At 61.3% G+C, this 12,539-nt stretch carries 14 protein-coding genes; 9 read left to right on the top strand and 5 right to left on the bottom strand.

The features are described 5' to 3' along the window. Both ACP7BX_RS02295 and ACP7BX_RS02290 read left to right on the top strand, forming a co-directional pair. On the top strand, window positions 1-1,230 hold the full coding sequence (locus ACP7BX_RS02295; RefSeq protein ID WP_426129586.1) for a Zn-dependent hydrolase: 1,230 nt from the start codon (window positions 1-3) through the stop codon (window positions 1,228-1,230). Between the two features lie 12 nt (window positions 1,231-1,242). After that, complete coding sequence (locus tag ACP7BX_RS02290; RefSeq protein ID WP_426129584.1) at window positions 1,243-2,271, top strand: histone deacetylase family protein; 1,029 nt, start codon at window positions 1,243-1,245, stop codon at window positions 2,269-2,271. A 46-nt stretch (window positions 2,272-2,317) separates the two neighbouring features. On the opposite strand, the gene ACP7BX_RS02285 is transcribed toward ACP7BX_RS02290, so the two are convergent. Genes ACP7BX_RS02285 through ACP7BX_RS02275 form a run of 3 tightly spaced genes read right to left on the bottom strand, consistent with a single transcriptional unit; the run spans window position 2,318 to window position 3,953 of the window. After that, a complete protein-coding gene (locus tag ACP7BX_RS02285) occupies window positions 2,318-3,211 on the bottom strand; it encodes a hypothetical protein (RefSeq protein ID WP_426129583.1) in 894 nt (297 codons plus the stop codon). 23 nt (window positions 3,212-3,234) lie between these two features. Then, entirely contained in the window at window positions 3,235-3,552 is a 318-nt protein-coding gene (locus ACP7BX_RS02280) for a type II toxin-antitoxin system RelE/ParE family toxin (RefSeq protein WP_426129581.1), read from the bottom strand. After that, window positions 3,549-3,953 (bottom strand): ribbon-helix-helix domain-containing protein, encoded by a 405-nt coding sequence (locus ACP7BX_RS02275; RefSeq protein WP_426129579.1) that lies wholly within the window; start codon window positions 3,951-3,953, stop codon window positions 3,549-3,551. Before ACP7BX_RS02275 ends, ACP7BX_RS02280 begins: the two co-directional genes overlap by 4 nt. Before the next feature lie 207 nt (window positions 3,954-4,160). Between ACP7BX_RS02275 and ACP7BX_RS02270 the strand changes: the two genes are divergently transcribed. Then, window positions 4,161-5,063, top strand: a complete 903-nt coding sequence (locus ACP7BX_RS02270; protein WP_095017547.1) for a LysR family transcriptional regulator — start codon at window positions 4,161-4,163, stop codon at window positions 5,061-5,063. Here ACP7BX_RS02270 and ACP7BX_RS02265 read toward each other — a convergent pair. Further along, window positions 5,055-5,813, bottom strand: a complete 759-nt coding sequence (locus tag ACP7BX_RS02265; protein WP_426129872.1) for a substrate-binding domain-containing protein — start codon at window positions 5,811-5,813, stop codon at window positions 5,055-5,057. The genes ACP7BX_RS02270 and ACP7BX_RS02265 overlap by 9 nt on opposite strands. After that, a complete protein-coding gene (locus tag ACP7BX_RS02260; RefSeq protein WP_016975196.1) occupies window positions 5,813-7,117 on the bottom strand; it encodes an MFS transporter in 1,305 nt (434 codons plus the stop codon). Before ACP7BX_RS02260 ends, ACP7BX_RS02265 begins: the two co-directional genes overlap by 1 nt. Window positions 7,118-7,221: 104 nt before the next feature. Here ACP7BX_RS02260 and ACP7BX_RS02255 point away from each other — a divergent pair, with 104 nt between their 5' ends. The 6 genes from ACP7BX_RS02255 (at window position 7,222) to ACP7BX_RS02230 (ending at window position 12,512) form a co-directional block, all read left to right on the top strand. Further along, a complete protein-coding gene (locus tag ACP7BX_RS02255; RefSeq protein WP_426129880.1) occupies window positions 7,222-7,458 on the top strand; it encodes a hypothetical protein in 237 nt (78 codons plus the stop codon). A gap of 208 nt (window positions 7,459-7,666) precedes the next feature. Beyond that, window positions 7,667-8,389: a GntR family transcriptional regulator gene (locus ACP7BX_RS02250; RefSeq protein ID WP_016975198.1), complete on the top strand. Its 723-nt coding sequence runs from the start codon at window positions 7,667-7,669 to the stop codon at window positions 8,387-8,389. Next, complete coding sequence (locus tag ACP7BX_RS02245; RefSeq protein ID WP_177110860.1) at window positions 8,386-9,174, top strand: SDR family oxidoreductase; 789 nt, start codon at window positions 8,386-8,388, stop codon at window positions 9,172-9,174. Before ACP7BX_RS02250 ends, ACP7BX_RS02245 begins: the two co-directional genes overlap by 4 nt. A gap of 67 nt (window positions 9,175-9,241) precedes the next feature. Continuing rightward, window positions 9,242-10,174 (top strand): 3-keto-5-aminohexanoate cleavage protein, encoded by a 933-nt coding sequence (locus tag ACP7BX_RS02240; protein WP_016975200.1) that lies wholly within the window; start codon window positions 9,242-9,244, stop codon window positions 10,172-10,174. 63 nt (window positions 10,175-10,237) lie between these two features. Beyond that, window positions 10,238-11,116 (top strand): SMP-30/gluconolactonase/LRE family protein, encoded by an 879-nt coding sequence (locus ACP7BX_RS02235; RefSeq protein ID WP_426129576.1) that lies wholly within the window; start codon window positions 10,238-10,240, stop codon window positions 11,114-11,116. Window positions 11,117-11,189: 73 nt separating this feature from the next. After that, on the top strand, window positions 11,190-12,512 hold the full coding sequence (locus ACP7BX_RS02230) for an MFS transporter (protein ID WP_426129574.1): 1,323 nt from the start codon (window positions 11,190-11,192) through the stop codon (window positions 12,510-12,512). The last annotated feature ends 27 nt before the right edge of the window (window positions 12,513-12,539 follow it).

Genomic DNA, 12,539 nt, shown 5'->3' with positions numbered 1-12,539 from the left:
ATGTTGAAGATCAATGGCGAACGCCTGTGGGCCAGCCTGATGGCCATGGCCGAGATTGGCGCCACGGCGCGCGGCGGCAGTTGCCGCCTGGCTTTGAGCGGCGAAGACAAAGCCGGTCGCGAACTGTTCAGCCACTGGTGCACGGCCGCCGGGCTGACCCTGAGCGTGGATGCCGTCGGCAACCTGTTCGCCCGTCGTGCCGGTACGGAAAACGACGCGGCGCCCGTAATGATGGGCAGCCACCTCGACACCCAACCCGAAGGTGGGCGTTTCGACGGCGTCTACGGTGTATTGGCGGGTCTGGAGGTGATCCGTAGCCTTGACGATCATGGGATCCAGACACGCAAGCCACTGGAAATCGCGGTATGGACCAACGAGGAGGGCGCCCGCTTTACGCCAGCCATGCTCGGTTCGGCGGTATTCACCGGCACCCTGGCACTGGACAAGGCCCTGGCCACCGCCGATGTCGATGGCATCAGTGTGGCCGAGGCTTTGCGTGCTACCGGCTACAACGGCTCACGCCCCTTGGGTGGCGCGGTGGATGCGTATTTCGAAGCGCATATCGAGCAGGGTCCGATTCTTGAGGACAACGCCAAGAGCATCGGTGTGGTCACCGGCGGGCAGGCGATCCGTTGGCTGGATGTGCGCGTCGAAGGCATGGCTGCCCACGCCGGCACTACACCGATGCCGCTGCGTAAAGACGCCTTGTATGGCGCCGCACAGATGATCCAGGCGCTGGAAACGCTGGCGGCGGATTTTGCCCCTGAAGGCCTGACCACCGTGGGTGAATTGAGCATCGCCAAATCGTCGCGCAACACCATCCCTGGACTGCTGAACTTTACCGTCGACTTGCGTCATCACCGCGACGGCGATATCGATGCCATGGAACAGCAGGTGCGCCAGCAATTGCAGGCCATCGCTGAGCAACGCGGATTGTCCGTGACCGTCAGCCCACACTGGATCAGCCCGGCTACACCTTTCGACGCCGATTGCGTCGCCTGCGTGCAAACCGCCGTGGATGCCCTGGGCTATAGCCAGCAACGCATCGTCAGCGGTGCCGGCCACGACGCCATCCATCTGGCGCGCTACTGCCCGACGGCGATGATCTTCATCCCTTGCGTCGGCGGCCTCAGTCACAACGAAGCCGAAGACGTGTTGCCCGAGGACGTGCGCCAGGGCACCGACGTATTGCTCAATGCCGTGTTGAAACGCGCCGGCCAGGTTCAGTAAGGAGATTTCTTCATGCGTACGTTTTTTCATCCCGAACAACTTTTGCATCATCCGCGCAGCTACTACTCCCGTGGTCAGATGCGTACGCCGCAAGAGGTTCCCGAGCGCGCCCGTAACCTGTTGTTGGCCGCGCAAACCTTGGGGTTCGACATCCTGCAGCCGCAGGACTACGGCCTTGATCCCTTGCTGGCCGTACACGGTGCGCCCTACCTGGCTTTCCTGCAGGAAGCCCACCAACGCTGGAAGGAAATCCCCGAAGATTGGGGCGACGAAGTCATGTCCAATATCTTCGTGCGCGAACCCAACGCCCTGCGCGGCATCCTTGCCCAGGCGGCGCGTTACCTCGCAGATGGCAGTTGCCCGATCGGCGAACTGACCTGGCGCTCGGCCTACTGGTCGGCCCAGAGCGCCGTGGCTGCCGCCCAGGACATTCTTGATGGTGCACCGGCCGCCTACGCCCTCTGTCGTCCACCGGGCCACCATGCGCGTTACGATGCGGCAGGAGGATTCTGTTACATCAACAACGCCGCGGTAGCTGCCCAGGCATTGCGTGAAGGTTTCCAGCGTGTCGCCGTACTCGATACCGACATGCACCACGGCCAAGGCATCCAGGAGATTTTCTACGAGCGTGACGACGTGCTTTACGTCTCGATTCACGGTGACCCCACCAACTTCTACCCTGGTGTTGCCGGCTTCGCCGAAGAGCGCGGCAGTGCAGCAGGTGAAGGCTTTAACCTCAACTTGCCAATGCCCCACGGTGCCAGCGAGGCGGTGTTCTTCGGAAAACTGGAACTGGCCTTGGCGGCGGTGAAAAACTTCTCGGCAGATGTGCTGGTGCTGTCACTGGGTTTCGATATCTACGAGCTGGACCCGCAGAGCAAAGTCGCCGTTACACGGGAGGGTTTCGCGCGGTTGGGTGAGTGCATTCGCGGGTTGGGATTGCCGTGCGTGATCGTGCAGGAGGGCGGCTATCACCTGGAGACGTTGGATAGCAATGCGCGGGCGTTTTTTAATGGCCCGCAGGTTTGGGGGCCGCGTTAACCTGTGTCCATCGCCTCAACGCATGGATGAGGCGATGGTGCGGTGTTTACGGTAAGGATTTGCCTGTGTCGGGTACCAGCTCCAACACTCGGTCCCGCCCACCCTCGGCCAGCAGGTAGGTCCCTCGACCGGTTGGCACAATCGACTGCGGCGCCTTCAGGAACGATAAGATCGTCTGCTGGTGCCCCTGCTTGTCTATCAGCAACAACCTCGCCCGATGCGTGGAGTCTTCATTGACCCACAGCCCGCGCTCATCGCACATCAAAAACGTCGGTTTGTTCAAGCCAGCCAGCACCACCGGATCATTGCCGTCTTCTGTCAGTTCTCGTACCACACCTTTTTTCTTCTCGGTGTAGAGCATGCGCCCATCGGTGCAACGCACAATGGACTCGCCTTCCTGAAGCTGATCACGCAGTACGGCCAGGGACTGATCGCTCCAGCGATAACGCAGCAGTCGCCCGAAAGGCTTGCGGTCTTCGATGGCATAGAGGTAGTCACCGTCATCCCACAGACCCTGCACGCTTTCGCCTCTGAACAGTTCGGTGACGACACCGTCCTTGAGAAAACTCACGGGCAGGTCGGTGGACTCCTGGCTGAATACCCAACCACCGCGGGTGGCGAACAAACCATCGGGTTTGGACAGACTGCCCACCACCACTTCACGGGTGCCGTTCTTAAGGATGCGCACAATGCTGCCCTTGGCGTCATCGAGTTCCTGGCTGACCATCAGCGACCCATCCGCCAAAGGCATCAACGAAGCGGCCTTGGGCACATCGCGATGCAGCACCTGCACACTCCAGCCGCGGGCTGCGCTGACAGGGTAGAAGCTTTGCCAGGCGAAAAAGCCCAGGGTGGCGGCGCACAGCAGGCCGATTACCCAGAGGCTCGGCTTGAGTGCTCGGTGCGCAGCGCTGCTCATTCTTCCATCTGTCTTGTTCATTGATCACTCTTGTTGGTCAGGGATTACTCCCCATCGCCTTGCAACAATGCCGTGTAGTCCTGCCCGCCGTAAAAAAGCCCCAGGATCGAGACCGTTTCACTATCGGAGTCCACCATGAATGCGATAACGGTGGTGCGACGATAGTGTGTGATGCGTAAGTGCGTCAGCAGGTCATCACGGCGGGTGCCGCGCAAGGGAAACAGGCAAAGGCCTTCGCAGTAGCGGATGAGGTTGTCGATAAAGCGTGCAGCTATAACTGGGGAACCGGCATCGCTGATGTAGTCTTCAAGGGCGTCGAGTTGCACCAAGGCTTCAAGCGAAAAGGCTACCGCGTAACTCACGCTTTCCCGGTGCCTTTTCGTTGACGCTTGGCTGCCATGTGTTCTCTAACCTGTTCGACGGACAGCGCGCGCTCGGGCTCGGCCTTGAGGGCTGCCGCAGCTGGTATCACCTCGTCCCGCAGCCAGTCTTCCATGGCGCGATCACGGGCCAGCAAGACCCTCAGGCCGTCGCGGATCACTTCACTTTCGGATGCATACTCACCGGCCGCGACCTTGGCTTTGACCAGGGCCGCCATTTCGATTGGCAACGTAATGCTCATTTGCTGGGTTGAGCGCATGTAGATGTCCGCCGAAGGAGGGTAGGATTCAATCCTACTTGACCACTGGCGTGATGCAAGAAGCAACTGATCGATGCCGATATCCAGCATCTCGTCGTCTGTCCAGAAGTAAGGGGTTTCCATGCGTGCTACATCTCCCGTTGTGAAGGTCAGGCCGCAAGTATTGACCCATTTCGACGATTGCGTGGCCGCAAAAAACCCAATAACCCACTGATATGTATGACTTCATATTTGTAGCAAGGTTATTACGACAAGCCGGTTCCGGCATGCATGGCGCGCCATCGGCTCCCATACGATAATGCCCGCCACCTCGACCATATTGGCACTCCCGTGATCATCAACTTCGACCTCAACGACCTCCAAGCCTTTCGCGCCGTGGTAGACAAGGGCAGTTTCCGCGGTGCCGCCGAGGCCATCCGGATCTCGCAGCCGGCCCTCAGCCGGCGTATCGAAAAGCTTGAGACCGCCCTGGATGTGAAGCTGTTCGAACGCACCACGCGGCGCGTCAGCCTGACCATGGTCGGCCGCGCATTCCTGCCGCAGGTCGAGCGCATGCTCGACGATCTCGATGTCGCGCTCATGGGCATCAGCAATGTCGCGTCCACACGCATGGGCAATGTCACCATCGCCTGCGTGCCGTCCACTGCGTACTACTTCATGCCCCACGTGATCTCTGAATTCCACAAGTTGTATCCGAAAATTCGCCTGCGGGTGCTGGATGCCAGCGCCGGTGAAGTGTGCAATGCCGTAGAAAGTGGCGAGGCGGATTTCGGTGTGAGTTTCAGTGGCAGCCTGGCCGATGAAGTGGAGTTCGAACTGCTGCTGCAGGAGCGTTATGTGCTGGCCTGTCGCCGCGATCATCCACTGGCCCAGCGTGACAGCGTGACCTGGTCCGAGGCCTACGAACACGACTACATCACCGTGGACAAGACGTCCGGCAACCGCTTCCTGCTCGATCAGGCGTTGCGCGGCGTACGGGTGAAAAAGCCGAGTATCTGCGAGACGCACCACGTCACGACGATGATCGGGCTGGTGGAGGCAGGGCTGGGGGTAGCGATGGTGCCCTCGATTGCGATGCCGGCCGGCGAGCATCCGATCCTGGTGAGTGTGCCGCTGGTGGAGCCGCAGGTGATGCGCAATGTGGGCTTGATAAAACGCCGCGGGCGGACCTTGCCGCCAGCGGCGCTGGAGTTGGAGCGGTTGGTGCGGGAGATGCCGTTTCGGTCAGCGTGACACCGAGTCCAGGCCGGTGGCTTGCACCACCGGTTGCGCTTGGGGCGAAGCCAGGTACTGCAACAAGGCCTTGGCCTGCTCAGGGTGTTCGGCATTCACCGGAATGCCGGCGGCAAAACGGGTCACCGATTGCACGTCTTCCGGGATCTTGCCGACGTAGGTTACACCCGCCACCGGCAGCAATTCCGCGACCTGTTGCAAGCCCACTTCGTAGTCACCCTTGGCGACCTGCTCGGCCACTGGCAGGCGTTCGATCATGGTGCCTTTGGCTGGCATGCCGAGCTTCTTGAACAGCTCCTTCTCGACATACACACCGCTGGCGCTGTCCGAGTACGCCACGGATTTGGCCTTGCTCAGCGCGGCTTTCAATTCGGCATCCGTACCGATTGCAGGTTTGATCGCGCCGGCCTTGACCACCAGGCCGATGCGCGAGTCCGCCAGTTCCACACGGGAAGCCGGGTCGACCTTGCCTTGTTTGATCAGGTCATCCAAAGCGTAGCCGACCATGATTACCACGTCGGCATGTTCGCCACGGGCGAGCCGGTTGGGAATCGCTTCCGGCGCCTTGCCCATGGACGGACCCAGAATGGTGTCGAGGCTGTCACCGCTTTGCTTGGCGTACTGCGGGCCAAGCAACTTATACGCAGCGGTGAAGCCACCCGATGTCATCACCTTGAGCTGTTCGGCCTGGGCCGACAGCGCCAGGGCGCCGAGGGCCAGGGCCGTCAGGGTCTTGAGCAACGGCTTCATCACGCCGCCTCCTGCATCACCTGGCCACGGGTATTGGCGCGACGATACAGCGCCAGGGTTGAACACAATGCGCAGGCGGCGGCGAACATCATCCAGTAGGCCGGCGAGGCCTTGTCTTCGGTGATGTGGATGAACCAGGTGGAGATCGCCGGGGTAAAGCCGCCGAAAATCGCAGTCGCCAGGCTGTAGGCCAGGGAGAAACCTGCCACACGCACTTCCACCGGCATGATTTCGGTCAGGGCCGGGATCATGGCGCCATTGTACATGCCGTAGAGGAAGGAGAACCACAGCAGGGTTTCCAGCATGTGGGCAAAGCTCGGCGCATTTACCACGTAGGACAATGCTGGATAAGCCGTGAGAACCGTCAGCACGGTCATGGCGATCAGCACCGGCTTGCGGCCGAAACGGTCGCTCAGGGTGCCGCCGATCGGCAGCCAGACAAAGTTCGACACCGCCACCAGCAGGGTCACCAACAGCGCGTCGGAGGTGCTCAATTGCAGCACGGTCTTGCCGAAGGTCGGCGCGTACACGGTGATCAGGTAGAACGCGGTGGTGGTCATGGCCACCATCAGCATGCCGCCGATCACCACGGTCCAGTTCTTCACCAGGGTCGCCAGCACTTCACGCATGGTCGGGCGATGCTTGCGGTTGGCGAACTCTTCGGTTTCCTGCAGGTTGCGACGCAGGATAAATATGAACGGGATGATCACACAGCCGATGGCGAACGGAATGCGCCAGCCCCAATCGGCCACCACGGCGGGTTCCATCCATACGTTCAAGCCATAACCCAGCGCGGCGGCGACCACGATGGAGATCTGTTGGCTGCCCGATTGCCAGCTGGTGTAGAAGCCTTTGCGGCCGGGTGTGGCCATTTCGGACAGGTACACCGACACACCGCCCAGTTCCGCGCCGGCCGAGAAACCTTGCAACAGGCGGCCAAGCAGCACCAGCAGCGGTGCCCACAGGCCAATGGTGTGATAACCCGGCACCAGCACGATCAGCAGCGTGCCGCTGGCCATGATCGACAGGGTCACGATCAGTCCTTTGCGGCGACCGACGTCATCGATGTAGGCACCCAGGATGATCGCGCCCAATGGACGCATCAGGAAGCCTGCGCCGAATACGGCGAAGGTCATCATTAATGACGCAAACTCATTAGCAGCAGGGAAGAACGCGGCAGCGATGTAGGTGGCGTAAAAACCGAACAGGAAGAAGTCGAACTGTTCGAGGAAGTTGCCCGAAGTCACGCGGAAAACCGCGCCCACTTTCGAACGGGCAGAGTCGGGTCGGGTAGGGCTAGTCATGGTTTTGTGTCTCCAGCGTTCTTTTTAAAGTGCTTGTTTCGCCTAAGACCGAGAATAGTGGCTGACACATTTAGAAATGATAAGTGACAAATTTGGATAGATTGATGCGCATTGGCTATCAATCGGTGGCGCGGTCAAAAATGCGTTCGCTGTTCTATGCTGAAGGTGTGACCAATTCTTACGGATGGGAGGTGGCGATGACTGACCAACAGAAACGGCGGGACGAGCCGGAGCGTGAACAACCCCGACAGCGGGAGGAAGAAAAACCGCAGACCTGGAAGCATCCGGATGATGGAACGGAGCTTTCCGAGCGGGATCAGGAGCGTCCGCTAAAACCGTAATATCAGGCTAAACGCGGTCAAAATGTGGGAGCGGGCTTGCTCGCGAACACGGAGTGTCAGTCAACAATGCTGTGACTGATCAACCGTTTTCGCGAGCAAGCCCGCTCCCACATTTATCTGTGCACTCTCATAAATGGGAAACTATTTGACATATTTGATTTGTGATCACATATTGAGGCCATAAGAACGACAACACAGGTTTTGCCTCATGACAGATGGTCCGCTCCTCCTGCCCACCCTGCGCCAGGTGTCCCGCGATACCTTGCAAGACCAGGTCTACCGCCAGATCCGCGAAGCCTTGATGAGTGGCCGTTTCCAGCCTGGCCAGAAGCTCACCATCCGCGGTCTCGCCGAAGCCCTGGGTTCCAGCCCGATGCCAGTGCGCGAAGCGCTGCAACGCCTTAGCGCCGAAAACGCCTTTGAAGTCACCGAAACCTCCCGTCTGCGTGTGCGCTTGATGACGGTCGAACGCCTGCGCGAAATCCGTGATGCGCGGGTCGCCCTCGAAGGTTTGCTCGCCGAAAAGGCGGTGCTGCTCCTGCAAAAAGCCGACCTAGACGAAATCACCGACCTTTGCCAGCAGATGCAACACGCTGCCGACGAAGTCGACGTGTCGCGCTATCTGTGGACCAACTTCGCGTTTCACCGGCGTATCTACGCCGTGGCCCAGGCCGAGTTGACCATGGCCGCCGTGGAAAACTTCTGGCTGCACATGGGCCCGTGCTTTGCGCTGGTCGCCCCGGATAAAGCTCACCTGCAACGCTCGATGGAGGCGCACACGCGCATCGTCGAAGCCCTGGCCGCCCGCGATGGCGCCGGCGCCCGCGCGGCGGTGACCGATGACATCATGCAGGCCGCCGATTCCCTGGCGCGCCTGCTCGTCAAGAACGACCGTTCGCGGTCGTCTGCTTCAGGAGGTAAACGTGCATGAGTGTCCTACAACGGCTGCAGCCCTATCCTGGGTTACGTGTGTTGATTTCCGGCGGGGCTGCCGGCATTGGTGAAGTGCTGGCAGCGGCGTATCTGGAAGCCGGTGCGCAGGTGCATGTGTGTGATGTGAGTGAGCCGGCCCTGGCTGCGTTTCGCGACAAATATCCAGGCAGCGTCGCCACCCGCGCGGATGTCAGCGATGCCGCGCAGATCGAGGCGGTGTTCCAGGTGCAGCGCGAGCAGTTCGGCGGCCTCGATGTGCTGGTCAACAATGCCGGGATCGCCGGGCCTACCGGCGGGATCGACGCGATCAGCGACGCCGAGTGGCAAGCCACCATCAACATCAATCTCACCGCGCAATACCGGTTTGCCCACCACGCGGTGCCGATGCTCAAGGAATCGTCCCACGGCCATTTGCTGCATATCGCCTCGGTGGCGGGGCGCTTGGGTTACGCGTGGCGCACGCCCTACGCGGCGACCAAATGGGCGATCGTCGGCTTGATGAAATCCCTGGCCTCGGAGCTGGGCGAGAGTGATATCCGCGTCAACGCCTTGCTGCCCGGCATCGTCGAAGGCCCGCGCATGGACGGCGTGATCCGCGCCCGTGCCGAACAGGTTGGCGTGCCCGAAGCCGAGATGCGCCAGGAATACCTCAACAAGATCTCACTCAAACGCATGGTCACCGCCGAAGACGTCGCGGCCATGGCGTTGTTTCTCTGCTCGCCCGCCGCACGCAACGTGACCGGCCAGGCGATCAGCGTCGACGGCAACGTCGAGTACTTGTAAGCCACGCAAGAACACATCGCGCTGTACCCAGGATTTTTTTCATAAGAATAAAAGTCGGAGATCTGTCATGTCCAAAAATCGTCCTGTCATCATTACGTGCGCCGTTACCGGTGCGATTCATACGCCGTCGATGTCACCGCATTTGCCGATCACCGCCCAGGAAATTGCCGATGCCGCCATCGGTGCCGCCGAGGCTGGCGCCGCGATTGTCCACCTGCATGCCCGTGACCCCAACGACGGCCGCCCCAGCCAGGACCCGGCGCTGTTTGCCGAATTCCTGCCGCAGATCAAGGCCGCCAGCGACGTGGTGATCAACATCACCACCGGCGGCGCACCGACCATGGGCGTGGAAGAACGCCTGCAACCGGTGATGCAGTTCAAACCGGAACTGGCCTCGCTGAACATGGGCTCGATGAACTTCGGCCTGTACGAAATGCTCAACCGCTTCACCGATTTCAAGCACGACTGGGAGCGGCCGTACCTCGAAGAAAGTGACGACCGGATCTTCCGCAACACCTTCCGCGACATCACCCACATCCTCAATTCCTGTGCCGAAAACCGCACGCGTTTTGAGATCGAGTGCTACGACATCGGCCACCTCTACACCGCTGCGCACTTCCTGGAACGCGGCCTGCTCAAGCCTCCATTGTTTATCCAGTCGGTATTCGGCTTGCGCGGCGGCATCGGCGGGCACCCGGAAGATTTGGCTCACATGCGCCGTACCGCCGACCGCCTGTTTGGCGACGACTACGTGTGGTCGATCCTCGGCGCCGGGCGCGGGCAGATTCCGCTGGCGACCATGGGCCTGTCCATGGGCAGCAACGCGCGGGTGGGGCTTGAGGATTCGCTGTGGGACGGGCCGGGCAAACTGGCGGCGTCGAATGCCGATCAGGTCCGGCGCATTCGTACCGTGATCGAAGCCCTCGGTCACCGCGTCGCCACGCCGGATGAAGCGCGGGAAATCCTCGGGCTCAAGGGGCGCGATCAGGTCAACTTCTAACCCAACAAACCGCCGCGTCAAGGCGCGGCCTGCATCCCGCACAACAACAATAAGGGGATCACCATGCGTATCGAAGTGCTCGTCGACGTCAAGACCACCCTGGGCGAAGGCCCGGTGTGGGACGTCGAGCAACAACGCTTGTATTGGATCGACAGCGCTGACGGCCGCATCCTGCGCTGCACCGACGACGGCCGCGAACTGCGGGCCTGGGACGTGGGCCAGAAAATCGGCTCCATGGCCCTGCGTCGCGACGGCGAGTCGGCCATCGTCGCCCTGCAAAACGGCGTGCACACCCTCGACCTCAACAGCGGCGAACTCGACCTTGTCGCTGATCCGGAACCGCACCTGCCCAACAACCGCCTCAACGACGGCAAGGTCGACCGCCAAGGCCGTTTTATCTTCGGCTCCATGGACACGTTGGAAGACAACGCCAGCGCCAAGCTTTACCGCCTGGACGCCGACCTGAGCCTGCACACGTTGGACGAAGGCATCATCGTGTCCAACGGCCCGTGCTGGAGCCCGTCGGGTGACACCTTCTACTTTTGCGATACCTGGTCCGGCGAGATCTGGGCCTACGACTATGACCTGGCCACCGGCAACGTCAGCAACCGCCGCACCTTCGCCAAGGTCGATACCTCCGGCGGGGGCGCCGCCGATGGTTGCACCGTGGACGCCGAGGGCTGCCTGTGGCAGGCGCTGGTCTACGCCGGAAAACTGGTGCGCTACACCCCCGACGGCCACGTCGATCGCATCATTCAGATGCCGGTGAAAAAGGTCACCAGCCTGACCTTTGGCGGGCCGAACCTGGACACCCTGTTTGTGACCTCCATGGCCAAGCCGCCGCTGCCGCGTTTTCCGGCAGACGGCCAGCAGCGCGGAGCGCTGTTCGCCATTACCGGGTTGGGCGTGCAAGGAATAGCCGAGCGACGGTTCGCCAGCTAGCGCGTGTGTGTGACAAGGCATATTCCTTCGCAACCTTGTGTCAGTGCGCGCCCTTGCGCGCCTGGAGAGGCCCATGGCAACTATCAAAAAAGCGTCGCTGCGCAGTATTCACCGGCATTCCTGGGTGTCGCTGCTGGTCTGCTGGATGATCTGGATTCTCAACGCCTACGACCGTGAGATCGTGCTGCGCCTGGGGCCGACTATCTCCAAGCATTTCGATTTGTCCGCTGACCAGTGGGGCACCGTGGCCACGGTGGTGATGCTGGCCCTGGCGCTGCTGGATATTCCCGGTTCGATGTGGAGCGACCGTTATGGTGGCGGCTGGAAACGTGCGCGCTTCCAGGTGCCGCTGGTGCTGGGCTACACCGCGATCTCGTTTCTGTCCGGCTTCAAGGCGTTGAGCGGCAACCTCGCCACCTTCATTGCCCTACGCGTCGGCGTCAACCTCGGCGCTGGCTGGGGCGAGCCGGTGGGGGTGAGCAACACCGCCGAATGGTGGCCGGTTGAGCGTCGCGGTTTTGCCCTGGGTGCGCACCATACGGGTTACCCGATTGGCGCGATGCTCAGCGGTATCGTCGCGAGTTTTGTCATCACCGTGTTTGGTGAGGACAACTGGCGTTATGTGTTCTTCTTCGCGTTCGTGGTGGCGCTGCCGCTGATGATTTTCTGGGCGCGTTATTCCACGGCCGAGCGCATCACCGCGCTGTACGTCGACATCGCCGCCAAGGGCATGACCCCGCCCGACAACGCGCCGGCCAGCCAAGTCAAAGGCGAGGCCTGGCGTACATTCCTTGCCACCTTGCGCAACCGCAATATCGCCCTCACGGCGGGCAATACGATGCTCACCCAAGTGGTGTACATGGGCGTCAACATCGTACTGCCGGCCTACCTCTACAACATCGCCGGTCTGTCCCTGGCCGAGTCGGCGGGAATGAGCGTGGTGTTCACCCTCACCGGCATCCTCGGGCAACTGGTGTGGCCGTCGCTGTCGGACATCATCGGCCGACGCACCACCCTGATCATCTGCGGCGTGTGGATGGCGGCGAGTGTCGGCGCGTTCTACTTCGCCAACACCCTGACGCTGATCGTCGTCGTGCAACTGCTGTTCGGCCTGGTGGCCAATGCGGTGTGGCCGATCTATTACGCCGTGGCCTGCGACTCGGCCGAACCGTCAGCGACGTCCACCGCCAACGGCATCATCACCACCGCGATGTTCATCGGTGGCGGCCTGGCGCCGGTGCTGATGGGCAGCTTGATCGCCATGGGCGGCGGCTGGACCACGCTGCACGGCTACACCGTGTGTTTCTTCGTGATGGCCGGCTGCGCCCTGGGCGGCGCGCTGCTGCAACTGTTTTCCCATCGCCCCCAGGCGTTGGCTATGCAACTCGACTCCTAGAACAACACCGATGCGCCCCCCAGCCCG

The sequence above is a fragment of the Pseudomonas sp. DWP3-1-3b3 genome, assembly GCF_049896305.1.
In the GTDB taxonomy this organism is placed as follows: Bacteria; Pseudomonadota; Gammaproteobacteria; order Pseudomonadales; family Pseudomonadaceae; genus Aquipseudomonas; species Aquipseudomonas azotoformans_A.
This window is presented reverse-complemented; position numbering and strand designations above follow the sequence as displayed.

Coding starts and splice junctions, on each gene's coding strand:
- ACP7BX_RS02285 (WP_426129583.1), bottom strand. CDS start 3,211: ATGAACAAGACAGATGGAAGAATGAGCAGCGCTGCGCACCGAGCACTC.
- ACP7BX_RS02235 (WP_426129576.1), top strand. CDS start 10,238: ATGCGTATCGAAGTGCTCGTCGACGTCAAGACCACCCTGGGCGAAGGC.
- ACP7BX_RS02295 (WP_426129586.1), top strand. CDS start 1: ATGTTGAAGATCAATGGCGAACGCCTGTGGGCCAGCCTGATGGCCATG.
- ACP7BX_RS02230 (WP_426129574.1), top strand. CDS start 11,190: ATGGCAACTATCAAAAAAGCGTCGCTGCGCAGTATTCACCGGCATTCC.
- ACP7BX_RS02290 (WP_426129584.1), top strand. CDS start 1,243: ATGCGTACGTTTTTTCATCCCGAACAACTTTTGCATCATCCGCGCAGC.
- ACP7BX_RS02275 (WP_426129579.1), bottom strand. CDS start 3,953: ATGGAAACCCCTTACTTCTGGACAGACGACGAGATGCTGGATATCGGC.
- ACP7BX_RS02255 (WP_426129880.1), top strand. CDS start 7,222: ATGCGCATTGGCTATCAATCGGTGGCGCGGTCAAAAATGCGTTCGCTG.
- ACP7BX_RS02250 (WP_016975198.1), top strand. CDS start 7,667: ATGACAGATGGTCCGCTCCTCCTGCCCACCCTGCGCCAGGTGTCCCGC.
- ACP7BX_RS02260 (WP_016975196.1), bottom strand. CDS start 7,117: ATGACTAGCCCTACCCGACCCGACTCTGCCCGTTCGAAAGTGGGCGCG.
- ACP7BX_RS02240 (WP_016975200.1), top strand. CDS start 9,242: ATGTCCAAAAATCGTCCTGTCATCATTACGTGCGCCGTTACCGGTGCG.
- ACP7BX_RS02245 (WP_177110860.1), top strand. CDS start 8,386: ATGAGTGTCCTACAACGGCTGCAGCCCTATCCTGGGTTACGTGTGTTG.
- ACP7BX_RS02265 (WP_426129872.1), bottom strand. CDS start 5,813: ATGAAGCCGTTGCTCAAGACCCTGACGGCCCTGGCCCTCGGCGCCCTG.